The sequence below is a fragment of the Rhizobium sp. BK176 genome (genome assembly GCF_024808055.1).
The window spans coordinates 196,307-218,222 of sequence record NZ_JANUBV010000007.1; the positions used below are offsets into that span (position 1 = coordinate 196,307).

The following is a 21,916-nucleotide window of genomic DNA, read 5'->3' on the forward strand; positions in this document are numbered from 1 at the left end:
CAAGCCGCCGCGCCCCCGTGGCGAATCGGCTCCGACATTCATTCAGACTCAATAAGACACCAACATGGCCGATCCGTCGTCACCGAACTTGGGTTCCACACCGAGAATTGGGGCCGCGCGGGCGATGATGTTCTTGACCATCGGCGCTGCCGTGTACGCTGCAATGTTCTGGCCCTTCTCGCCATTGTGCGGCTCATCGCAGAACGTCAGCACGACATACTTCGGATCGTCGATCGGAAAAGCCGCGAGGAACGCATTGAAATTGAGGTTCGTCGCGTAGCGGCCATTGACCACCTTGTCAGCCGTGCCGGTCTTGCCGCCGACATTGAAGCCGGGCACGTCAGCATTGCGCCCGGAGCCCTTGATGCCGTTCAGCTTGAAGAGATAGCGAACGTCATCGCTGGTGGTCTTCTTGACGACCACTTCCGCAACTTCGTCTGCCTGTTCGCGGTTGCGCGGCAGGAAGGTCGGTTCGATGAGCTTGCCGCCGTTGACGAGCGCCGCGCCCGCAACCGCCGTCTGCAGCGGCGTCGTGGAAACACCGTGGCCAAAGGAGATCGTCACCGAGTTGATCTTCTTCCAGACCTTCGGCTGGCTCGGCATCTTCACCTCGGGGAGTTCCGTCTGCATCTTGGTGAGCAGACCGAGCTTCGTCAGGTAGTCCTTCTGCGCATCGATGCCGACGATGTCGATGATGCGGGCGGTACCGACGTTGGACGAATACTGGAACACCTCCGGCAGCGTCAGCCAACGGCGCTGGCCGTGGAAGTCGTGAATGGTGAAGCCGCCGATGCGGATCGGCTGCGTCGCGTCGAAGCTGTCGTTGAGGCTGACCTTGCCCGTATCGAGCGCCATGGCGAGCGAAAAGGTCTTGAAGGTCGACCCCATCTCGAACGTGCCGTTCGACATGCGGTTCAGCCAGCCTTCCTTGGCGCCTTCCAGCGGGTTGTTCGGATCGAAGTCAGGGGCCGATGCCATTCCGAGCACTTCGCCGGTATGAATATCGAGGATGACGGCGCCAGCGCCCTTTGCCTCGTAGTTCTTGACGGCGTTGACGACGACATCGCGCACGATGTTCTGAACGCGAACGTCGATCGACAGGCGAACGGGCTCAAGCGGCTGGTCGCTTGTCATGCCGACTGAAGCGAGGTCGGCAAGGCCCTGATCGTCAATGTATTTCTCCATGCCGGCAACGCCGCGGTTGTCGATGTTGACGTAACCGAGGATATGCGCCGCGGTCGCGCCGCCCGGATAGAAGCGGCGTTTCTCAGGGCGGAAGCCGATGCCGGGAATGCCGAGTGCGAGAATCTGGCTCTGCTGCTTCGGCGTCAACTGGCGTCGCAGCCAGGCGAAGTGAGATGTGCGGTTCGCGAGCTTCTTGTAGGTGCCCTTCATGTCGAGGTCGGGCAGAACCGTCGCGAGCTTCTCGACCGCTTCGTCTGGGTCAACCACCTTGTTCGGCTCGGCAAAAAGCGAGACCGTGCGAATATCGGTCGCCAGCACCTCGCCGTTTCGGTCCAGGATATCCGGACGCGAGGCCATCAGACGATCCGGTGGCAGGATGCTGGACACGACATCAGGATCGCGGACTGCGTATTCCACGAGGCGCCCGCCGATCACGCAATAAACGCCGAGAAAGCCGACGATCAGGAGCCCGACGCGGCTCTTCGCCTGTCCCGCCTTCTTCTTTCGCGATCCCTCGATCGGCCTATTGCCGCCGAGGCGGTTATTGGTGCCGGCGGAGAAATGCGCCTGGCTCTTCAAGACCATGATGCGTGAAAGAAACGACATCTCTACTCCACCGATCCGGTTGCCATCATGTCTTCTTCTTCGGGTTCAGGCGTCGCTGGCTTTGGCTTTGCCTTGCCCGAACCGGCTTTCGCTTCTGTAATCTCGGGAACAGGAACCTGCGATTTCAGCATCGGCAGTTCCTTGGCGTGAACCAGCGATGTGGACGCCGTCGGCTGCAGCTGAAGCTCACCATTGTAGTTGTTGACGAGGCGCTCGAGCCTGTTCGGCTGGGAGAGCAGAGCCCAATCCGCCTTCAACAGGTCGATTGTGTCCCTCTCGAGCTTGATCTCCGCTTCGAGGCGATGAACCTCCTCGAGCTTGAGCTCGGCATGGTGCTTGATGGTGTAGGTGACAGCAGCAGCGGCTGTCATGACACCGACGAGGATGAGGTCCAAGGTTCTCAGCATATCAGGCTCCGAGCTTTCCGAGACTCGCCAGATTCGGCAATCCGAAGATGGAAATATCTGCCGCTTCGGCAGGCGCGGCAGTGCGCAGCCCTGCCCGCAGCTTGGCAGATCGCGCCCGCGGGTTTGCTTGCGCTTCCGCCTCCGTCGCAGCAACCATCGGCTTGCCGATCCGCTCGAACGTTGCAGCACGCTCGTGCGCGACAGGCAGATGACGCGAGCCCGAAGCCTTGCCGGCACGATCGGCGAAGAAGGTCTTGACGATCCGGTCCTCGAGCGAATGGAAGGTAACAACAACGAGACGACCGCCGGGCTTCAGCACACGCTCGGCGACAAACAGCGCCTGCGCCAATTCGCCAAGCTCATCGTTGACAAAGATTCGCAACGCCTGGAAGACACGGGTCGCCGGATGGATCTTGTCCTTCATCTTGCGCGGCGTGACGAGTTCGATCAGGCCGGCCAGATCGCGCGTCGTCTCGAACGGCTTTTCCGCCCGCCGCTTTTCAATCGCGTGCGCGATGCGCGGCGACTGGCTTTCCTCTCCGAGAAAATGAAAGATGCGGATAAGATCAGCCACTTTGGCGCGATTGATCACATCAGCCGCAGAAACACCTGCCGCCGACATGCGCATGTCCAGCGGACCATTCTTCAGGAACGAGAAGCCACGATCGGCCTCATCGATCTGCATCGAGGACACGCCGATATCGAGCACAACTCCATCCAGTCCGCCGGATGGAGCAGCATCGGCCAGTCGAGAGAACTGCGAATGAACGAGCCTCAAACGACCTTGGCTCTCGGCGACAAGAGCCTGACCAGCTTCGATAGCGGTCGGGTCGCGATCCAGGGCGACGACGTTGGCGCCGGTGCCCAGAATGGCAGAGGTGTAGCCACCCGCACCGAAGGTGCCGTCGAGAATGATCTTGCCGGGCAACGGCTCGAGCGCGGCGAGGACCTCATTGAGAAGAACCGGAATGTGGCGAACCGGTCCGCCACCGGCATCAGTTGAATCTTCGCCAGGATTCGCCGCCATTCCGTTCCCTCGTACCGTTAGGAACGCCTGCCCGCCAGCCGACGCCCTCCTCGTGCCTGCATCTGGGCGGCCTGAAATGCCTGCGGCTGCCACAGCTGAAAATGATCCGCCCGACCGACGAAGGCCACCTCGTCCGAGATATCGGTGAAGTCGCGGATGAAATCCGTGACCATCAGCCGACCTTCCGCATCGAGCTTCATGAAGATACCGCCCCCGTGGATGAGAAGCGACATCTCGTTCGCGTCCGGCGAAAACGGATCCTCCGCAGAAATCTGACGCTCGAACCTCTCCAGGAGATCCGGACCGCCGACACTGATCGCCGGAAACACAAAGTCCTGGAAGCAATAGAGCTCCTGAACATTGCGCTGCGCCAGCACGGATCGAAACGCCGCCGGCACGGAAACCCTGCCCTTGGAATCGATTCTGTTGGTCGCATTTGAAAGGAAGCGGCTCATGACACGAAACATCCGTTCCCGAAAGAGCCCGGACTGAACTCAAAAGCCCGGAACCTCGAAATTCAGGCACAGCTTCGCGAGCCGAATGGGCGAAATCCCACCCGGCGCTTCCGGAGCGGAAGACACCTTGGCTTTGCGATTGTTGGGCACCTACTTGCCCTTGCGCAGTGCATGAATGGGATAACATGGGACCATATGGGCGTCAATGGGAAACGCCCGTCTCACGATGAGCGAAGTATCCGAAATTTATAAGCTGTTAAGTTTAACAAAGGGTTAGGATCGAGCTTGCGGACACCGGACAGCCCAACCGCCGAAGCGCCCTCAAAGGCCACATATGGTTCAAATTGGCACAGCAAAATATGCGCTTTTAAACAGAGGCTTAATGCATCCTCTTCAAGAGTGGGAGCACCCGTCTCGAGCGCTCGCACGAAGAGGTATGCAGCCGCTATCTCCTTTGAAGTAATAGGCCGAGCCATTCGGCTGCTGCCACGTGCAAAATAATGAACGGCGGGAGAATTGAATTAGTTCACTGCTGCCGCATATTACTTGAAGCTAAATAAGTAACCGTGGAGTAACATTATGACAAACTTCACATTAAAGGGACTTCTTTACGGACGCTTTGAGCCGGAAAAGCGTATTCCGCTGTCGCAGTCGGGAATGACGACTGACATCCAATGCGATTCCTGCGGCAAGATATTCAAGCGCTGGTCCATTCTCGCCCGCAGCAGCACGACCTGCGAGGAATGTCTGGCGAAGGCGCCGACCGCCCACTAGCAATCGACGGCAATCACAAAGACATGCTTCCGCAAGGGTAGTTCGCCAGCTGGCCTGTAAGCCGGGTTCTGTATGGCCCCGGCCGAAGCCGGAACGTGGCAGCCATTCCTCTGGGACAGCGTTCGCACGCTGCCTCACGCAACCCACCCGGATGACTGACCTGGAAACCGGCCGGAAGGCTTTCGCCTCCCACGTCATCCCTATTCGGTCTTGCTCCCGGTGGGGTTTACCTTGCCATCGCCGTTACCGGAGATGCGGTGGGCTCTTACCCCACCCTTTCACCCTTACCTGCCGAGGCAGGCGGTTTGCTTTCTGTGGCACTTTCCCTGAGGTCGCCCTCGCCGGACGTTATCCGGCACCGTGTTTCCGTGGAGCCCGGACTTTCCTCACCCTACCGCCTTTCGGCATTGGTAAAGCGCGGCTGCCCGGCCAACTGGCAAGGCTCCCTTAGCGGAGACACGGAGCGAATGCCACCGAAATATTACCGGCTTCGCGACGACAAAGCTCTGTCTAGTGACAAGACTCTGGGCCTAGCGGAAAACCGGTGTCAGTTCCCGGCCGAAGTCCTCTGCCCCGAGCCAGCCCTGCGTCATGACGACGGCCCCTAGCCGGCCGAGTTCGTCGGACGATTTCGCGGCAACGAAATTGCCGCCCGCCAGGACAGCGATCCGCGGTGAATCCGTATAGCCGACATAAGGATACGCGGTCGTCGTGAAGGTTGACACACACGGCGCGGAGGTTGTTGGGCAGCCAGCCAAGGCCGGCATCAGCCGCAGTGCCGTTGAGACCAGATTGTCGCGCTCCAGTGGATCGCCGTCAGAGCGAAACCACGTTCCGATATCCCCGAGCGTCTCGAATGACCGCGCCTCTAGATCGCCGCCGAGCTTCAGGTAGGTCCGACCATCGGGGTATCGCACCGGTGGCAGGATATAGACGTGGTCCTCATCGCGATCACCGAAGACAATCGTCGAAGGCATATCGGAGAAAGTCGCCATCTCCCGTTCGCCAAGCTCAAAGAAGGCAACGGTGCGGGCGGCAATTCTGATGTCGATCTGAGTTGGCAGGAGATCGTTGAAATTGCTGAAACCGCCAGCGGCAACCAGCACACGCTCCGCGGTATAGCTCCTGCCACCAGCTTCAACTTCGACAGATGAGCCCCGGTCGCGAACCGAGGTAACAGTTGCATCTACGACCGTTACGCCTGCCTGCTCGGCAAGCATGGTTTGTGCCCGAACCAAAGCGCGCGGATTGATGTGCCCCGCCCGCCGCTCTTCGAAATAGCCGTGGTGGGACGGATCGAGGGAGAACTGAGGAAAGCGCTCACGCAACGCTGCCGGCGTAAGCGCTTCAACGTCAAGACCGAGGGTTTCGCTGACCTGCAGCGCCCGCCCGAGAAATCCCTCGCCCGGTCGCGCGGGCGGCCCGGTAAACAGACAACCCGCTTCCGAGAAAAAGGAGATTCCGCTTTTCGCTTCCATCTCCCCGTAGCGATCGAGCGAACGTGCAGCGAGGGTCGCCCAGACCCTATTGTCATCGAAGGACCGCGTAATGCGAGCCTCGTCATAGTGGCTGGCAAAGACGCCGTGATGGCTCTTGCGCTCGGCCGGCTCGCTGGGGCCGATAAGCGCTACGCCTTCGATCATACCCGAAAGATGGCGGGCAGCAGCCGCGCCCATCATTCCGCGTCCGACGATCATCACCTTGAAATCAACTGCCATATGTCACCTCATTTTCCGAGGTCGGATAACACAGGCGCCACGTTGAATCATATTGTTAAGTGCCAGCTCGAAGCGATTCTCGAACAAGCACTTTCAAGCGATCAAAGCATCGCCAGGACCTTGCCGCAGTAAGCCTTGGAAACCGGGTTCATGCGGGTTGCGCCATGGCCGGCATTGTACTTCAGGATCGTACCGCAAGTTTCGCCACCGCCTAGCTGATGTGCTGCAGCCAGATACTTCATGCCGAACTTGATGTTCGTCTCAGGGTCGAACAAGCCCTTCGCAGGGCCCGAGTAGCCCATCATGCGTGCCGTCGCCGGCTTGATCTGCATGAGGCCGATTTCGCCCGCGCTGCCGCGTGCATTCGGATTGAAATTGCTCTCGACGCGCACGACCGCACGAGCAAGCTCGACGGGGACGTTGTACTGGTTGGCATACTTGACGATGATCGCGGAATATTTGTTGGCTGTGAAATCCGGCATTGCATAACCGCTGGTGCGGTCAACGGTCTTCAAGGGGATTGTCTGAGATCTTGCGCCCCATTCGCCTGCGAAGGCGCAGTTGATACCCATCAACAGTGCGCTGGCGCACACTGCAGCAGAAATGATCTTCTTCATTTAGTCTAATTACTCCGACCCAAAGAATTTCCGGATCGCAGTTGAAATAACAATCCGGTCGTATGCAGCAGATACATATTAGATATTCTGCAGCAATTCTTTTTGTTTCAATTGACGGCCGCTCGAAACCCCAAACAACACAAGCGGCGCCGTTCGACGGTTGGCGTTAGACCATCGCAATGAGGAGATAATAGGGAAATGATGTGGCGACGCAGCAGACTCTCAAAATCCTGAGAATCCGCGCCACCCTAAAGTACTACTTATGCGGCGTATCGCGGCAGCGACGCCAGCAAACGGTGCAGCGTGTCGATCGTCGAAAAATCCGCGATCCCGTCGATTCGAGCGGGCCGAAAATGGCGCTGGAAAGCCTCGATGTCGCCCGCCATCTTGTCGGAGAATTGGCCTGTGATCTCAGTCGCATAACCGTAAAGCGAGAGCATCGACTGCAGAGCCTCGACCGGCTGGCCGCTGTCGCCGCGTTGGAAAAATCTTCCACCGGAGATCGCAGCAGGCTCAACCCAATGCCCCACACCGGCCTTGTGCAGGCCTGACCAAGGAAATTTTTCTCCCGGATCAACCTTCCGAATCGGTGCTACATCGGAGTGCCCAAGCACCCTTTCGGGGGTAATGGACCAACGTTGGCCGCAATCGCGACACAATTCAATGACCGCTTGAATTTGTTCTTGCGGATACTCAGGGAGCCCTCCGGGATGACCCGCATTGGCGATCTCGATCCCGATCGACAAAGAGTTGATATCGGTCTCCCCCCGCCAGTAACTTTTGCCGGCGTGCCAGGCACGGCGCTCCTCGGGGACGAGCTGCAGAACCTCGCCATCTTCACCAACGAAGTAGTGGCTCGAGACCTGACTTTCGTCCCGACAGAGCCACTCCAAGGCTCCGTCAGGCGTCGGCATGCCTGTATAGTGAAGAAGGATCATGTCTGGCCTGCGCCCATCAGCACGTTCGCCGTGATTTGGCGATGGGCGAACGGTTGCTTTCCGGTAGTCGGCCTCGAACGAGGTCATGCTGCGCGGCGTTCCTTCTCGATTGCCTCGTAGGCTGCATTCAGCGCAGCCATGCGCTCATTGGCAATCGCATGGAACTCGGCCGGCACGCCCCGCGAAATCAGGCGATCAGGATGATGTTCGCTGACAAGTCCATGATAGCGGCGACGGATCGTCGTGAAGTCGTCGGAGGGCGAAACGCCGAGCACCTTGTAGGGATCGCGGCCCATGGAAACATGCCGCGCTGCAATTCGTTCGAAATGATCTTCATTCATATGGAAGATCTCGCTCACGTGCCGCAGGAACGCCAATTCCTTCTCATGGATGAGCCCATCCGCTTTGGCGATATGGAAAAGACCGTCCAGCACCTCTTCCAGGACCGGGCAATTGGCTGCGCATGTCACGCACAAGGATGACAGGCGCTCCGCATAGGCTTCATAGCCGGCAACGTCCTGACGCGCCAGATTGTAGAGGCGTGCGACATTCTTTGCCTGCTCCGGCGGGAACTCGAATATCTCGCCAAAGGCATCCACCTCCCGCTCGCTCACGATTCCATCGGCCTTGGCCATTTTTGCGGACAGAGCGATGATGGCGACCGAGAAGGCCACCTTGCGGCGCGTCTCGGGATCGCCCTCGAAAACTGTCCGGATAGCCTCGACCACCGCCGAAAGGACGTTGCCCGCGGTGTTGCCAATGGCATTCAGCAGTTTTTCCCAGAAGGACATAAAAGTCTCTCGCAGCGCAAATAGGTTAGACACCTTGACCAAATAAAGCCTGCGTTTGCAAGGCGGCGATTGGTCGTAGGAGCGAATACAGCTTTCACATTTCGGTAATTGTCGCCCCGATGCTGAAGCATACGCCGCATTCGCATTGCCTCATATGACACCAAAGGATAGGCTGCGGTGACGACGGCACGGCGCCCGGCGCACCGCTGCTCCGCGCGCGCTCGGAGATTTCCACAATCGATCTCAACGGCTATCCGAAGCTTGAAACGATTATATCGTCGTTCAGCCTATCTTCGCCGTTTTGGTGCAGGATTTTCACAATAACTACACTTTACATGCCCCTTTCCCTGTCGCATCCATGCGTTAGGTAGGCAGCACGCAGGTGCTCTGATAAGAGACACGATGGAGGGATCATGGCCAAACAGAAAGTCGCAATGCTCACGGCTGGAGGCCTGGCGCCCTGTCTGTCGTCGGCGGTTGGCGGGCTGATCGAACGCTATAGCGACGTCGCGCCCGACATCGAACTCGTCGCCTATCGCTCCGGCTATCAGGGCGTGCTTCTCGGCGACAGCATCAAGATCAACGCAGACATGCGCCAGAAGGCGCCGCTTCTGCATCGCTACGGCGGTTCGCCGATCGGCAATAGCCGCGTCAAGCTCACCAACGCAGCCGATTGCGTGAAGCGCGGCCTGGTCAAGGAAGGCGAGAATCCGCTGCGCGTTGCCGCCGAGCGCCTCGCCAACGATGGCGTAACCATCCTTCACACCATCGGTGGCGACGACACAAACACCACCGCCGCCGATCTCGCGGCATATCTGGCTGCCAACGGCTACAATCTGACGGTCGTCGGCCTCCCGAAGACGGTCGACAACGACGTCGTTCCTATCCGCCAGTCACTCGGCGCGTGGACGGCGGCCGAAGTCGGAGCGCATTTCTTCGACAACGTCAGCAACGAGCAGACGGCAGCACCGCGCACCTTGATCATCCATGAAGTCATGGGGCGCCACTGCGGATGGCTGACGGCCGCGACGGCGCGTGCCTATCTGCAACGGACGAAGAACTACGAGTACGTTGGCGGCTTCATGACGAACGCCAAGATGAAGAGCATCGACGCGGTCTACCTGCCCGAAATGGCTTTCGACCTCGATGCGGAAGCGGCACGCCTGAAGGAAATCATCGACCGTACTGGCCATGCGACCGTGTTCGTCTCGGAAGGCGCCTGCCTCGATGCAATCGTCGCGGAACGCGAAGCCGCCGGCGAGACCGTCAAGCGCGACGCTTTCGGACACGTCAAGATTGACACGATCAATGTCGGCGGCTGGTTCCAGAAGCAGTTCGCTGGCCTCATCAACGCCGAACGCTCGCTCGTGCAGAAGTCCGGCTATTTTGCGCGCTCGGCTCCCGCTAACGGCGATGACCTTCGCCTGATTCAGAGCATGACCGACCTCGCCGTTGAAAGCGCCCTCAACAAGGTGTCCGGTGTGACTGGCCACGATGAAGCACAAAACGGCAAGCTCAGGACGATCGAGTTCCCGCGCATCAAGGGCGGCAAGGCCTTCGACACCTCCACCAAGTGGTTCGGCGAAGTCATGGACACGATTGGCCAGAAATACCGGGCAGCATGATTGACTGAGGGTTGATATGGTGTCTTTGCTTTTGTCCTAGGGAATAGGAGGAGATTCCATGTCGCTCGAAGCCTGGTTCGCTTTTGCCGCTGCGTCTGCAATCATGCTGGCCATCCCTGGCCCGACGATTCTCCTCGTTGTTTCCTATGCGCTCGGGCACGGACGCAAGACGGCGCTTGCGACGGTAACCGGCGTGGCGCTCGGCGACTTCACCGCGATGACCGCATCATTGTTCGGATTGGGGGCCGTGCTCGCGGCCTCCGCAACCCTGTTCACGGTGCTGAAGTGGATCGGCGGCGCCTATCTGATCTGGCTCGGGATCAAGCTCTGGCGGGCGCCGGTGATTTCCGAACCGATGGCAGACAATGACAACCTGCCCGAAAAGAAATCCCTCAAGGTTTTCCTCCACGCCTATGTCGTCACGGCTCTCAACCCGAAGAGCATCGTCTTCTTCGTCGCATTCGTTCCGCAGTTCTTGAATCCGTCTCAGCCGTTCTTCGGCCAGATGCTCATCATGGAAGCCACCTTCCTGGTGCTCGCCACCATCAATGCCTCGACTTATGCGCTGGCAGCAAACGCGGCGCGCGGGCTCATCCGTAAGGCGAGCGTTCAACGCGCAGTCAACCGTACCGGCGGCACTCTGCTCATTGCCGCGGGCGCCGTAACGGCCGGCTATCGCCGCATCGCCGCGTAAATATTTTCGGCGGGTTGCAGCAAAGCAACGAATACGTTAATGGCGGAATCCGGGCTTAAGGTTTTTGGTAACTTCTAACGCTGCCGGGGCGGCGCGTTCACGAAAGTGAGAGTATGGTAGCGATCGGTTTTTCCGGCCTGAAACGCAGTCTCGTCGTTTCGACGATGCTCTGCGGCGTTGTTGCCGGATGCACGAGCGTCGAATACACCTCGCAGGCAGAATTGACCGCTCTCCAGACAGTTGTACCGACACCGAAGCCGGGCGAAGATGCCACACTTGCCGCCGTGCCTGCCGGCGAAGGCAGCACTGAAACGGCGATGGTCCCTGCCACGGACCCGACAGCGGCTGCTCTCGCAGCCCCAGCCATGCCGACCGCGGCGCCTTCACAACCAGGCGGTCAGATCGAGCCTACCGCCGCAACGGGTTATGCGCAGATTCCCCTTACTCCCGAGATGACGGCAATACAGTCCGTCATACCCATTCCGCGTCCTGGCACCCCCTCCCCGTCAACGCAGCTCGCCTTTGCCGCAACGCCCCAGGCCGGCAGCGGCGCCATCGCCGCCCTTTCCGCAATCGACACCACGCCGCACCCGATGATGGACTACGGCTTCGACACTTCGGGTCCATCCGACCCGCCTGCTGCCCCGCCGATGTTCAGCGACAGCGACGACGACGGCGCGCCGACCGTGGAAAAAAGCGCGATCACCAAGATCATCGACAAGTATTCGAAGATGTATGAGGTGCCCGCCTCGCTGCTTCACCGCGTCGTCCACCGCGAAAGCCGCTACAATGCCAAGGCTTACAACAAGCGTGGCTACTTCGGCCTGATGCAGATCAAGTACAACACGGCGAAGTCGATGGGCTACGAAGGCGAGCCCGCCGGTCTGTTCGACGCCGAGACCAACATCAAATACGCCGCCAAGTATCTGCGCGGCGCCTGGCTCGTGTCCGACAGCAGCGAAGACAATGCCGTCCGCCTTTACGCCCGTGGCTATTATTACGAGGCCAAGCGCAAAGGTATGGACGACGTCGCCCAGGGCAATTATTGACCATTATGGTCCAGCGTAGCGAGTAGCTCCTTCACCAGCATCTGCGGCTTGTAGCGAAGCCAGCTTGGCGTTAACCCAAGTCTGACGACGACGAGTTTCGCCGACGGCACGATCGCCACGCTCTGCCCGTCATGTCCTTCCATCCAGAATGTATCGTCGGGAAGACCGGCTAATGCACTGCTATCGCCACCCGGCGCGGCAAGCCAGGCTTGCGCCTGCGTATATTTGCCGCCTGAGGATGCCGTCGGCGTCCTCATCGCCGTCATGAAGCGTTCCGGCAGCAGCCGCTCCCCATTCCAGACGCCGTCCTGAAGAAGGAACTGCCCGAAACGGGCCCAGTCCCGCGCGGTGGCGTAGAGATAGGAGCTGCCGGCGAATGTGCCGCGTGCGTCGACCTCCAGAACCGCGCTCGACATGCCGATCGGATCGAACAGGGCCATCTTGGGATAGGCAAGCGCTGTCTGCATGTTGCCGATGCGATCCATCCATATCTTCGAGATGAGAACCGATGTGCCGCTGGAGTAGTTGAAGCGCTCGCCAGGACTGGCCTCCAATGGGAGGCTCGCTGGCAGTACCGTCATATCCGCATCGAGATAAAGCATCCGAGTGACGTCAGCGACCGTGCCATAGCTTTCGTTGAAGGCTAGGCCGCTCTGCATGCCCATGAGGTCGCTGAGCTTGATTGTCGAGTGATCACCACCCTGCCACTGCGGCAGGAGCGCTATGTCATCAAATGTTATTCTGTTGTCGAGCATCAGCCGCCCGACAATCGCAGCGTTGACGGTCTTTGTCATGGACCAGCCTGTCAGCGGCGTCGTTGGACCGAAGCCGTCGCCATAGCGCTCGGCGATGATGCGGCCATTGTGAACGACGACGACGGCGCGCATGGCCGGACCGAGCAAATCTTTGTTCGCAAGCAGCGCGTCGACACCGCTATCATGGACATCAGCGACGGTGTTACCCTCTGGCCATATCGCCTCATTTGGAGAGCTTTGAGCTTCCGGCCCGTCTGGCACCGCGCGCGCTGCCGTTTCAAAGTCCCCGTCTGGCACGCTGCTACAGCCGAGCGCGCCGCGATAGATTGCATAACCCGGTGCGAAAAGCCCAAGGATACGGGCAGTAACCCGCTTTTCCTGCCGGTCGACAGCCACACGCACCAGCCGCAGCAGCGGGTTTCCCGGCGCCTGCACGTCCTCATGGAGCACCTGTTCAGGATCCCTTCCCGCGAGAAAGACGTTCGAGCAAACGATCTTGGCCGCATAGCCATCCCCCACGCGCAGCAGTTCCGGCGGGCTGACATAGAGCCAGGCGGCGCCCATGGCGACAATCACTACCAGCAGAAGAGCAAGTGATTTTACGACACGCAGCACAAATCGCATCTACGGTCCTCCCTGCGTGCAAGAGAAGCAGGAAAGCCCGTACAGCGAAAGACCCCAGGGTGCGGCTGGCCCTGCATTTCCTGTCGTCGGCCGCCCTGCCCACAGCCCGCGTCATCAAACTGTAGTCACGACGCGCTAAACGCCCTGAACGCTAAAAGGGTGAAAGACTCATATGACGGAATTTGCACCGGATGCCGGCTTCCGCAAGAACCGGAAACTCAAGGCAGCCCTTCTCCGCCACAACGCCTTCTCCAAGGCGGGCTTTTCGGAACGGCTCTTTGGCCTTTTGTTTTCCGGTTTGGTTTATCCGCAAATCTGGGAAGATCCCGATCTCGACATGCTGGCGATGGAGCTTCAGCCCCATCATCGCGTCGTGACAATCGGCTCCGGCGGCTGCAATATGCTCGCCTATCTCTCTAAGGGTCCAGCATCGATCGATGTGGTCGACCTCAATCCGCATCATATCGCCCTCAATCGGCTGAAGCTTGCGGCATTCCGTCACCTTCCCGGACACACCGACCTCGTTCGCTTCCTCGCAAAGCCGCGTGAAACGTCGAACAGCCACGCGTTCGACCAGTTCCTCGCGGCAAACCTCGACGACGCAACCCGGAACTACTGGAACAGCCGCAAGTTCGGTCGCCGGCGCGTCACCGTCTTCGACCGCAATATCTACGAAACCGGTCTGCTCGGACGGTTTATCGGCGCGGCTCACCTTCTTGCCCGCCTGCACGGCGTCGACCTCACGGAGATGACAAAGGCGCGTTCGCTGCGCGAGCAGCGCCAGTTCTTCGATGAGAGGATCGCACCGCTGTTCGACAAACCCGTCGTGCGCTGGATTACCGGACGCAAAAGCTCGCTATTCGGCCTCGGCATCCCGCCGCAGCAGTACGACGAACTGGCAAGCCTCGCGGCAGATCAGTCGATCGCCCCGGTTCTGCGGCATCGGCTTGAGAAGCTGGCCTGCCACTTCCCGATGCAGGAGAACTATTTTGCCTGGCAGGCCTTCGGGCGCCGCTACGCCCCCGAAGGCGAAGGACCGCTTCCGACCTATCTCGAGCCTGTAAACTACGAGGTGATCCGCGCGAACGTCGATCGCGTCAACGTTCATCACGCCAGCTTCACCGAGCTCCTTTCAGGAGAGCCGGCTGCCTCGCGCGATCGCTACATCCTCCTGGATGCGCAGGATTGGATGACGGACGAGCAACTCAATGATCTCTGGGCAGAAATTAGCCGGACGGCGCGTGAAGGTGCTCGGGTGATTTTCCGCACCGCCGCGGAAAAGAGCATCATCGAAGGGCGTCTGTCGCCTGCCATCCGTGATCAGTGGACCTACATGGAGGAACGTTCCCTCGAGCTGACGGCGCTCGATCGCTCGGCAATCTACGGCGGCTTCCATATTTACAGGAAGACGGCGTGAGCGGGGTCGACACGAACCCGGTGGCCAAAGACGACGGCCATGCCGCCCTGATGGATGGTATGTACCGCTACCAGCGCCACATCTATGATCTGACGCGCAAATACTACCTGCTTGGCCGTGATCAGACGATCCGCGATCTGAATGTGCCGGCGGGCGGCACCTTGCTGGAAGTCGGTTGCGGCACCGGTCGCAACATGGCGCTGGCCCATAAGCATTATCCGCAAGCTCGGCTCTACGGCCTCGACATCTCACAGGAGATGCTGATCTCCGCGCGCAAGACATTCGAGAGCAAGGCCACGATCCCGGACTTCCGCGTCGCCGACGCAACGGCATTCACGCCTCGCGAATTTGGCGTCAGCGGATTCGACCGGATCCTGATCTCCTATGCGCTCTCCATGATCCCCGACTGGGAGTGCGCCGTCGACTCAGCCCTTGCCGCTCTTGCCCCCGGCGGCGAGTTGCACATAGTCGATTTTGGCCAGCAGGAGCGGCTGCCAGGGTGGTTCGCGCGCTTTCTCAAGGCATGGCTGCGAAAATTTCATGTCTCGCCGCGCGCTGATTTGCGACAGGTTCTCGAGTCCCAAGCCTCTGAAAATCAAGCACGACTAATATTCGAAACCATGGGCGGCGGGTATGCCTGGCGGGCTGTCATTGTGACCAAAGCTTGACATTTCGCTTGAAACTAACCGAATTTTTACGTTGATATGGGAAATAGAGGGGACATTCCTCGCTGGACACGTCTTTCACGAAGGTCGAGCTGTGGGGCAAAAAATCCATTCGTTTCGCGACGGAACACCTATGCGCCGGCTTCTGTTTTGCGTTTTGCCGTTGGCTATCATGCTCGCCGGATGCACGTCATCGGGCTATGACTATCTCGAAACAGCGTCCGTAAAGCCGAAAACGCGCTTCAAGGACACCGATCCCCAGGACTTCGGCGCAAAGCATCCGGAGCAGCAGCCGATCCACGGCATCGACGTTTCCAAGTGGCAGGGCAATATCGACTGGCAGACGGTCAAGGGCTCTGGCGTTGCCTTTGCGTTCATCAAGGCGACCGAAGGCAAGGACCGCATCGATCCGCGCTTCAACGAGTACTGGCAACGCGCCCGCGCCGTCGGCATTCCTCACGCGCCCTATCACTTCTACTATTTCTGCTCGACGCCCGACGAGCAGGCTGACTGGTTCATCCGTAACGTGCCAAAGGAATCGATGCGCTTGCCGCCGGTCCTCGACGCCGAATGGAATGCGGAATCGAAGACTTGCCGCCTTCGCCCGGATCCGGCGACGGTTCGCGCCCAGCTTCAGCGCTTCATGGATCGCCTCGAGGCCTATTACGGCAAGCGGCCGATCATCTATACCTCGGTCGACTTCCACCGCGACAATCTCGTCGGCTATTTCCAGGATTATCACTTCTGGGTTCGCTCCACTGCCAAGCATCCCGAGGTCACGTATGCCGACCGCCGTTGGGCCTTCTGGCAGTACACGTCGACGGGCGTCATCCCCGGCATCAAGGGACCGACGGATATCAATGTTTTCGCCGGATCGACGCAGAACTGGCACAACTGGGTGGCAGCGGTATCGAGGGACACAAATTCTTAGCAACGTCCGGCGGTCTTTCTTGCTTCCGTCACAATCATTTGGGAAATCGACTGAAATTCCATTTGATGACGAGGATCGAAACTATGTACCGCTCGCCCGCAAGCCGCACGGCACTTGCACTCCTTTTTGCCGCTGGTCTCGCCACCGGCGCCGCCGCAGAAACGCCGGCATCGAGTGCACCGGCTTCGCAGGCAGCAGCCCCGGCATGTGACGGCGACCTCACGGACTTTCTCGCCGGCGTGAAGGCCGACGCAATTGCCGCCGGTGCATCGGCCGAGGCCGCAGACAAGGCGCTGGAAGGCGCGCAGATCGACCAGAAGGTCTTGAGCCGCGACCGCGCTCAAGGCGTGTTCAAGCAGACCTTCCTGGAGTTCTCGCAGCGCACCGTCAGCCAGGCTCGCCTCGATATCGGCCGCCAGAAGATGAAGCAATATGCGGATGTCTTCGCCCGCGCCGAGCAAGAGTTTGGGGTGCCCGCTGGCGTCATCACCGCCTTCTGGGCCATGGAAACGGATTTCGGCGCAGTGCAGGGCGACTTCAACACCCGCAACGCCCTCGTGACCCTCGCCCATGATTGCCGGCGGCCGGAGTTGTTCCGCCCGCAGCTGATCGCCCTCATCGAAATGGTTCAGCATGGTGACCTCGACCCGGCAACCAACACCGGCGCCTGGGCGGGAGAGATCGGTCAGGTCCAGATGCTGCCGCGCGATATCGTTGCCTATGGCATGGACGGCGACGGCGATGGCCACGTGCGCCTCAAGCAGAGCGCTCCTGATGCGATTCTGACGGCAGCAAAGTTCATCCAGCATCTCGGCTTCCAGAAGGGCCAGCCGTGGATCCAGGAAGTCACCCTTCCCGAAGGCCTGCCCTGGGAGAAGTCGGGCATCGGCGGTCCCCTGACGGCCGGCGAATGGTTTGCCCTCGGCGTCAAGCCGCGGGATGGGAACACCAACTTCGGTAACCTGCACGCCGACTTGATCCTGCCGCAGGGCCGCCTCGGAGCGACCTTCATCGCCTACCCGAATTTCCAGATCTATCTCGAATGGAACAAGTCGTTCATCTACACGACGTCGGCAGCCTACTTCGCGACCCGTCTTGCTGGTGCGGAGACCTACCTCAAGGGCACGCCGGAGCAGGGTCTTTCCAACGACCAGATGAAGGAACTGCAGACCAAGCTCGGAACCCTCGGCCACGACGTCGGCAAGGTCGACGGCATCCTGGGTTCGGGCACGCGCGTAGCCATCCAGAAGGAGCAGCAGCGTCTCGGCATGCCGGCCGACGGCTGGGCAACGCCGACACTTCTGAATTCGCTGTGATTACTGATTCAGCACGCTTAAAGCCGGGTCTCAGACCCGGCTTTTTCATTTGTTCCATCGTTTCAGAGACTTCGCCTAGCCTTCATCTTGCCGCATGTGTGAAGGCGGGATCGCTGACTTTAACGCCAAGTTAAAATCTGTGAATATTTTTCCGTCGCAATTTTGCCAGTGATTTCATCACGTTGCCCGCAAGCCAGCATTGTCGATGTGACATTTTCGCCGCAGTGCAGTATAAAATCTGCTTTCCAAGCGACACATTCGCGACATATTATCGCGGCGTTAACGCAAGGAGACAGACATGGGACTTACACAATCCTTGAATGTCCTTTTGGTCAGCGCGGCGTTTGCATTCGTATTGACAATGCTTTTCATCTAAACGTCGTGCCGATTGAACAGTGCCGAGACTCCTGAGTAGCGAAACAGTTCAATGAATCGGAAAAGCGCATCCCACGGAGATGCGCTTTTCTTTTTGTCCTCTAATCTGGGCCAGCCTAGGCGGCAGCGCCGGCCTTTCTGGCCCCTTCCCGGGTAAAGCCGAGATTGGTCAGCACTGCCGACACGAGAGGCGAGCGATTCATCGTGTACAGATGGAAATCGGTGAGCCCGCGACGAGCGAGGTCTTCGATCTGCTCGGCCGCAACCTCGGCGGCAACCTTTGCTCTCTCTTCGGGCTTGTCGTCGAAGCCCGCAAAGCGCTCATCCAGAAACGCCGGTATCACGGTGCCGCAAGCGCCGGCAAACCGCTTCAGCTGCGTCAGGTTTTGGATTGGCATGATACCCGGCACAATAGGAATATTGACGCCGGCAGCCCGCACCTTTTCCAGATAGCGCTCGAAATTGTCGTTGTCGAAGAAGAACTGCGTCAGCGCGCGGGTCGCGCCGTTGTCCGCCTTTTGCTTCAGCATATCGATATCGGCGGCGGTATCACGGCTCTCCGGATGCTTTTCGGGGTAGGCCGAGACCGAAATCTCGAAGTCGCCGATTTCACGCAGTCCGGCAACCAGTGCTGCTGCATTCGCATAGCCGCCGGGATGCGGCTGGTAGGGTGCGCCGACGCCGCCAGGGGCATCGCCTCGAAGCGCAACGAAGTGCTTGACGCCAACTTTGCGGAAGCTGTCGATCACGCTGTGCGTTTCGTCCTTCGTCGCGCCGACGCAGGTGAGATGCGACGCCGTGGCAAGCGGGGTTTCGGCGAGGAAGCGCGACACGGTCGCCAACGTTGGTGCCTTGGTAGTCCCACCGGCGCCATAGGTCACCGACACAAAGTCCGGGTTCCAGTCCTGCAGCTCGTTGACCGCGTTCCACAGTTGTCCTTCCATCTCTTCCGACTTCGGCGGAAAGAACTCGAAGGAAATGCCGATCTTGCGGCGCGCGTCGCTGTTCAAAGCCATTTCATTATCTCCCGGCAAGTATGGGTTCGGCGCCTTCACTCACGGCTGAGGCCGTGAGGCGCCGAGGGTCGCGCGCAAGCCAAACAGTGACGGTGAGCCCCTGCCCGCTTTGATGACCCGGGTGAAGATCGACGACCTGCTCGACATCCAGCCCGGCCTTGCGCAGCCAGTCGGACATCGACTGATGCGAGAAGCCGAGGCGAACATGCGCGTGCTCGTCGCGAAGGTATTCCAGCCCGTGTGGGGCAAGATCGATGATAAGAAGCCGTCCGCCTGGCCGCAGCATGCGCGCGGCCTCGCCGATTGCGATCTCCGGCTGATCGAAGAAATGCAGCACCTGATGGATCGTCACCACGTCGAAATCCTGCGCCTCGAACGGCAAATTCAGGATATCGGCGTGACGAACGGATGCCTTGGTGATCCCTGACTTGTCGAGGTTGGCGCGCGCCACGCTCAGCATGTCGCGGCTGGCGTCGACGCCGATCGCCCGGCGATAGAGGCCAGATAGAAGCTCGAGGATGCGTCCTGTCCCGGTGCCCAGATCGAGAAGCGAGTCGATCGGCTGGCTGCCGAGCAACCGTATGACGGCGGCATCGACCTCTTCATCGGCGGCGTGCAGGCGGCGAAGCTCGTCCCATTCCGCCGCGTTGCGGCTGAAATAGGCCTGCGCGCGCTCGGCCCGCTGACGTTTGACCGTCGCCAGCCGTTCGCTGTCGCGAAGGACGACGGGGTCGTTCTCGGAGGCATGCGCCAGCAGGCTGCGCACGAAAGCGGCCGCTTTGCCATCCTGCCGAAGGCGGAAATAGGCCCAGGCGCCTTCCTGGTAGCGGTCGATCAGATCCGCTTCGCCCAGCAGCTTGAGGTGACGAGAAATACGCGGTTGGGACTGGCCAAGGATTTCCGTAAGATCGGTCACGGTCAGGTCGCCCGCCGCCAGCAGAGCCAGAAGACGCAGACGCGTCGGCTCGCCGGCCGCCCTGAGGACGTCCACCAAAGCATCCAATCCAAGTCTGATAGGCTCACCCATACCCGATCCAATCAACATATAAAGATATCTTTATGTGATTTGAATAGGTGTGGCAAGCTGGAATTCCATCCATTCACGAAATTAGCTGCTCGGATCACGACATAGGTGCGCGCAAAAAAAAGCCCCGGCGAACCGGGGCTTTCATATAGCTGGAGTCGCTCTTTGGCGATCAGCGCGTCAGGCGCTTATAGGTCACGCGGTGCGGATTGATCGAGTCGACGCCGAGACGGCGCATCTTGTCCTTCTCGTAGTCCTCGAAGTTGCCCTCGAACCATTCGACATGGCTGTCGCCCTCAAAGGCGAGGATATGCGTCGCCAGGCGGTCGAGGAACATGCGATCGTGGCTGATGATGACAGCGCAGCCGGCGAAGCTTTCGAGCGCGTCCTCGAGGGCTGCGAGCGTTTCCGTATCCAGGTCGTTGGTCGGTTCGTCGAGCAGGATGACGTTGCCACCGGCCTTCAACATCTTGGCCAGGTGGACACGGTTGCGCTGACCGCCGGAAAGCGTGCCGACCTTCTGCTGCTGGTCGCCGCCCTTGAAGTTGAAAGCCCCGCAATAGGCGCGCGAGTTCACTTCGTGCTTGCCGAGCTTGATGATGTCGTTGCCGCCGGAGATTTCCTCCCAGACCGTCTTGTTGCCGTCGAGCGCATCGCGGCTCTGGTCGACATAGCCGAGATCGACAGTCTCGCCGATCCGGATGTCGCCGCTATCGGGCTTCTCTTGGCCGGTGATCATGCGGAACAACGTCGTCTTGCCGGCGCCGTTCGGACCGATGACACCGACAATGCCGCCGGGCGGCAGCTTGAAGGTGAGGTTTTCGATGAGCATCGTATCGCCATAGCCCTTGGTGAGGTTCTCGGCTTCGATGACGACCTGGCCAAGACGCTCGCCGACCGGGATGACGATCTGCGCATCGCCGGGGCGACGGGCCTCTGCCGCTGCGACCAACTCGTCATAGGCACGGATACGCGCCTTGGACTTCGCCTGGCGGGCCTTCGGGCTGGCGGCCATCCATTCCTGCTCGCGGCTGATTGCCTTCTGGCGGGAGGCCTCTTCGCGCCCCTCCTGCTGCATGCGCTTGGCCTTCGATTGCAGATAGGCGGAGTAGTTGCCCTCGTAGGGGATACCGCGACCACGGTCGAGTTCGAGGATCCAGCCCGTGACATTGTCGAGGAAGTAGCGATCGTGGGTGATCATCAGGACGGAGCCGGGGTACTGGCGCAAATGTTTTTCAAGCCAGGCAATCGTCTCGGCGTCGAGGTGGTTGGTTGGTTCGTCGAGCAGCAGCAGGTCGGGCTGCGCCAACAACAGGCGGCAGAGCGCTACACGGCGCTTTTCGCCGCCGGAGAGCTTCTCGACCGAAGAGTCGCCTGGCGGGCAGCGCAGCGCGTCCATGGCCATTTCGACCTGGCTTTCGAGGTCCCAGAGGTTCTGGCTGTCAATGACGTCCTGGAGCTTGGCGCCCTCTTCCGCCGTCTCGTCGGAATAATTCATCATCAGCTCGTTATAGCGATCGAGGATCGCCTTCTTCGGAGCAACACCTTCCATGACGTTTTCGAGCACGGTTTTGGCGGCATCGAGCTGCGGTTCCTGCGCGAGGTAGCCGAGTGTGGCACCTTCAGCAAGCCAGGCCTCGCCGGTGTATTCCTTATCGAGGCCGGCCATGATGCGTAGTACCGTCGACTTACCGGCGCCGTTTGGTCCGAGGATACCGATCTTGGCATCAGGATAAAAAGAAAGGTGGATGTTTTCCAGCACCTTCTTGTTGCCGTACGCCTTGTTGAGGCCGGCCATATGATAGATGAACTGACGTGCCATTGATTGTTCGCTCCGCGGCGGGATTTAAGTTTGCCGCTATGTAGGCGAATTGGGCTCAAGGAGCAACGCGCGAAGGCTAAAAACC

20 protein-coding genes and 1 other RNA gene are annotated in these 21,916 nt (G+C 59.8%); 8 read left to right on the forward strand and 13 right to left on the reverse strand.

Annotated elements, in window-relative coordinates; translation table 11 throughout:
* Positions 1-48: 48 nt before the first annotated feature.
* The 4 genes from FHT76_RS21860 to mraZ are packed head-to-tail and all read right to left on the reverse strand — an operon-like array spanning position 49 to position 3,680.
* Positions 49-1,791 (reverse strand): penicillin-binding protein 2, encoded by a 1,743-nt coding sequence (locus FHT76_RS21860; RefSeq protein ID WP_183754573.1) that lies wholly within the window; start codon positions 1,789-1,791, stop codon positions 49-51.
* Positions 1,792-1,793: 2 nt separating this feature from the next.
* On the reverse strand, positions 1,794-2,198 hold the full coding sequence (locus FHT76_RS21865; RefSeq protein WP_183860914.1) for a hypothetical protein: 405 nt from the start codon (positions 2,196-2,198) through the stop codon (positions 1,794-1,796).
* A gap of 1 nt (position 2,199) precedes the next feature.
* Entirely contained in the window at positions 2,200-3,225 is a 1,026-nt protein-coding gene (gene rsmH / locus FHT76_RS21870; protein ID WP_259130288.1) for a 16S rRNA (cytosine(1402)-N(4))-methyltransferase RsmH, read from the reverse strand.
* A gap of 17 nt (positions 3,226-3,242) precedes the next feature.
* Positions 3,243-3,680, reverse strand: coding sequence for a division/cell wall cluster transcriptional repressor MraZ (mraZ, locus tag FHT76_RS21875; RefSeq protein ID WP_246712577.1), 438 nt, complete (start codon positions 3,678-3,680; stop codon positions 3,243-3,245).
* A 579-nt stretch (positions 3,681-4,259) separates the two neighbouring features.
* Between mraZ and FHT76_RS21880 the strand changes: the two genes are divergently transcribed.
* Positions 4,260-4,454, forward strand: a complete 195-nt coding sequence (locus tag FHT76_RS21880; RefSeq protein ID WP_016554526.1) for a hypothetical protein — start codon at positions 4,260-4,262, stop codon at positions 4,452-4,454.
* Between the two features lie 41 nt (positions 4,455-4,495).
* Here FHT76_RS21880 and rnpB read toward each other — a convergent pair.
* The 5 genes from rnpB to FHT76_RS21905 form a co-directional block, all read right to left on the reverse strand.
* Positions 4,496-4,891: RNase P RNA component class A (rnpB, locus tag FHT76_RS21885), an RNA gene on the reverse strand.
* Positions 4,892-4,984: 93 nt separating this feature from the next.
* Complete coding sequence (locus tag FHT76_RS21890; RefSeq protein ID WP_183860920.1) at positions 4,985-6,172, reverse strand: FAD-binding oxidoreductase; 1,188 nt, start codon at positions 6,170-6,172, stop codon at positions 4,985-4,987.
* Positions 6,173-6,273: 101 nt separating this feature from the next.
* Positions 6,274-6,789, reverse strand: a complete 516-nt coding sequence (locus tag FHT76_RS21895; protein WP_016554528.1) for a lytic transglycosylase domain-containing protein — start codon at positions 6,787-6,789, stop codon at positions 6,274-6,276.
* 260 nt (positions 6,790-7,049) lie between these two features.
* On the reverse strand, positions 7,050-7,814 hold the full coding sequence (locus FHT76_RS21900; RefSeq protein ID WP_183860922.1) for an N-acetylmuramoyl-L-alanine amidase: 765 nt from the start codon (positions 7,812-7,814) through the stop codon (positions 7,050-7,052).
* The gene (locus FHT76_RS21905) at positions 7,811-8,518 is read right to left on the reverse strand and encodes a DnaJ family molecular chaperone (RefSeq protein WP_183860924.1); all 708 of its coding nucleotides are present in this window, start codon (positions 8,516-8,518) and stop codon (positions 7,811-7,813) included. Before FHT76_RS21905 ends, FHT76_RS21900 begins: the two co-directional genes overlap by 4 nt.
* A gap of 413 nt (positions 8,519-8,931) precedes the next feature.
* Here FHT76_RS21905 and FHT76_RS21910 point away from each other — a divergent pair, with 413 nt between their 5' ends.
* The 3 genes from FHT76_RS21910 to FHT76_RS21920 all read left to right on the forward strand — a co-directional run bounded on the left by FHT76_RS21910 (position 8,932) and on the right by FHT76_RS21920 (position 11,886).
* Positions 8,932-10,143: a pyrophosphate--fructose-6-phosphate 1-phosphotransferase gene (locus tag FHT76_RS21910; protein WP_114713193.1), complete on the forward strand. Its 1,212-nt coding sequence runs from the start codon at positions 8,932-8,934 to the stop codon at positions 10,141-10,143.
* A 58-nt stretch (positions 10,144-10,201) separates the two neighbouring features.
* Positions 10,202-10,837 (forward strand): LysE family translocator, encoded by a 636-nt coding sequence (locus tag FHT76_RS21915; protein WP_016554532.1) that lies wholly within the window; start codon positions 10,202-10,204, stop codon positions 10,835-10,837.
* Between the two features lie 113 nt (positions 10,838-10,950).
* Entirely contained in the window at positions 10,951-11,886 is a 936-nt protein-coding gene (locus FHT76_RS21920) for a lytic transglycosylase domain-containing protein (protein WP_183860926.1), read from the forward strand.
* On the opposite strand, the gene FHT76_RS21925 is transcribed toward FHT76_RS21920, so the two are convergent.
* Positions 11,880-13,265, reverse strand: a complete 1,386-nt coding sequence (locus FHT76_RS21925; RefSeq protein ID WP_259130280.1) for a serine hydrolase — start codon at positions 13,263-13,265, stop codon at positions 11,880-11,882. The genes FHT76_RS21920 and FHT76_RS21925 overlap by 7 nt on opposite strands.
* Before the next feature lie 172 nt (positions 13,266-13,437).
* On the opposite strand from FHT76_RS21925, the gene FHT76_RS21930 reads away from it, so the two are divergent.
* From FHT76_RS21930 to FHT76_RS21945, 4 genes are all read left to right on the forward strand, one after another.
* On the forward strand, positions 13,438-14,682 hold the full coding sequence (locus FHT76_RS21930) for a DUF3419 family protein (RefSeq protein ID WP_259130278.1): 1,245 nt from the start codon (positions 13,438-13,440) through the stop codon (positions 14,680-14,682).
* Between the two features lie 50 nt (positions 14,683-14,732).
* A complete protein-coding gene (locus tag FHT76_RS21935) occupies positions 14,733-15,350 on the forward strand; it encodes a class I SAM-dependent methyltransferase (protein ID WP_183861409.1) in 618 nt (205 codons plus the stop codon).
* A gap of 130 nt (positions 15,351-15,480) precedes the next feature.
* The gene (locus FHT76_RS21940) at positions 15,481-16,278 is read left to right on the forward strand and encodes a GH25 family lysozyme (RefSeq protein ID WP_183860932.1); all 798 of its coding nucleotides are present in this window, start codon (positions 15,481-15,483) and stop codon (positions 16,276-16,278) included.
* Between the two features lie 83 nt (positions 16,279-16,361).
* Entirely contained in the window at positions 16,362-17,594 is a 1,233-nt protein-coding gene (locus tag FHT76_RS21945; RefSeq protein ID WP_183860934.1) for a lytic murein transglycosylase, read from the forward strand.
* Between the two features lie 491 nt (positions 17,595-18,085).
* Here FHT76_RS21945 and metF read toward each other — a convergent pair whose 3' ends face one another.
* From metF to ettA, 3 genes are all read right to left on the reverse strand, one after another.
* Complete coding sequence (gene metF / locus FHT76_RS21950; RefSeq protein WP_016554539.1) at positions 18,086-18,985, reverse strand: methylenetetrahydrofolate reductase [NAD(P)H]; 900 nt, start codon at positions 18,983-18,985, stop codon at positions 18,086-18,088.
* Between the two features lie 4 nt (positions 18,986-18,989).
* Complete coding sequence (locus FHT76_RS21955; RefSeq protein ID WP_183860936.1) at positions 18,990-20,012, reverse strand: metalloregulator ArsR/SmtB family transcription factor; 1,023 nt, start codon at positions 20,010-20,012, stop codon at positions 18,990-18,992.
* 169 nt (positions 20,013-20,181) lie between these two features.
* Positions 20,182-21,831, reverse strand: coding sequence for an energy-dependent translational throttle protein EttA (gene ettA, locus FHT76_RS21960; protein WP_114713201.1), 1,650 nt, complete (start codon positions 21,829-21,831; stop codon positions 20,182-20,184).
* Between the last annotated feature and the right edge of the window lie 85 nt (positions 21,832-21,916).

Coding starts and splice junctions, on each gene's coding strand:
- FHT76_RS21935 (WP_183861409.1), top strand. CDS start 14,733: ATGGATGGTATGTACCGCTACCAGCGCCACATCTATGATCTGACGCGC.
- metF (WP_016554539.1), bottom strand. CDS start 18,985: ATGGCTTTGAACAGCGACGCGCGCCGCAAGATCGGCATTTCCTTCGAG.
- FHT76_RS21860 (WP_183754573.1), bottom strand. CDS start 1,791: ATGTCGTTTCTTTCACGCATCATGGTCTTGAAGAGCCAGGCGCATTTC.
- FHT76_RS21910 (WP_114713193.1), top strand. CDS start 8,932: ATGGCCAAACAGAAAGTCGCAATGCTCACGGCTGGAGGCCTGGCGCCC.
- FHT76_RS21890 (WP_183860920.1), bottom strand. CDS start 6,172: ATGGCAGTTGATTTCAAGGTGATGATCGTCGGACGCGGAATGATGGGC.
- FHT76_RS21865 (WP_183860914.1), bottom strand. CDS start 2,198: ATGCTGAGAACCTTGGACCTCATCCTCGTCGGTGTCATGACAGCCGCT.
- FHT76_RS21880 (WP_016554526.1), top strand. CDS start 4,260: ATGACAAACTTCACATTAAAGGGACTTCTTTACGGACGCTTTGAGCCG.
- FHT76_RS21900 (WP_183860922.1), bottom strand. CDS start 7,814: ATGACCTCGTTCGAGGCCGACTACCGGAAAGCAACCGTTCGCCCATCG.
- FHT76_RS21940 (WP_183860932.1), top strand. CDS start 15,481: ATGCGCCGGCTTCTGTTTTGCGTTTTGCCGTTGGCTATCATGCTCGCC.
- FHT76_RS21915 (WP_016554532.1), top strand. CDS start 10,202: ATGTCGCTCGAAGCCTGGTTCGCTTTTGCCGCTGCGTCTGCAATCATG.
- ettA (WP_114713201.1), bottom strand. CDS start 21,831: ATGGCACGTCAGTTCATCTATCATATGGCCGGCCTCAACAAGGCGTAC.
- FHT76_RS21930 (WP_259130278.1), top strand. CDS start 13,438: ATGACGGAATTTGCACCGGATGCCGGCTTCCGCAAGAACCGGAAACTC.
- FHT76_RS21955 (WP_183860936.1), bottom strand. CDS start 20,012: ATGGGTGAGCCTATCAGACTTGGATTGGATGCTTTGGTGGACGTCCTC.
- FHT76_RS21895 (WP_016554528.1), bottom strand. CDS start 6,789: ATGAAGAAGATCATTTCTGCTGCAGTGTGCGCCAGCGCACTGTTGATG.
- mraZ (WP_246712577.1), bottom strand. CDS start 3,680: ATGAGCCGCTTCCTTTCAAATGCGACCAACAGAATCGATTCCAAGGGC.
- FHT76_RS21925 (WP_259130280.1), bottom strand. CDS start 13,265: ATGCGATTTGTGCTGCGTGTCGTAAAATCACTTGCTCTTCTGCTGGTA.
- rsmH (WP_259130288.1), bottom strand. CDS start 3,225: ATGGCGGCGAATCCTGGCGAAGATTCAACTGATGCCGGTGGCGGACCG.
- FHT76_RS21905 (WP_183860924.1), bottom strand. CDS start 8,518: ATGTCCTTCTGGGAAAAACTGCTGAATGCCATTGGCAACACCGCGGGC.
- FHT76_RS21920 (WP_183860926.1), top strand. CDS start 10,951: ATGGTAGCGATCGGTTTTTCCGGCCTGAAACGCAGTCTCGTCGTTTCG.
- FHT76_RS21945 (WP_183860934.1), top strand. CDS start 16,362: ATGTACCGCTCGCCCGCAAGCCGCACGGCACTTGCACTCCTTTTTGCC.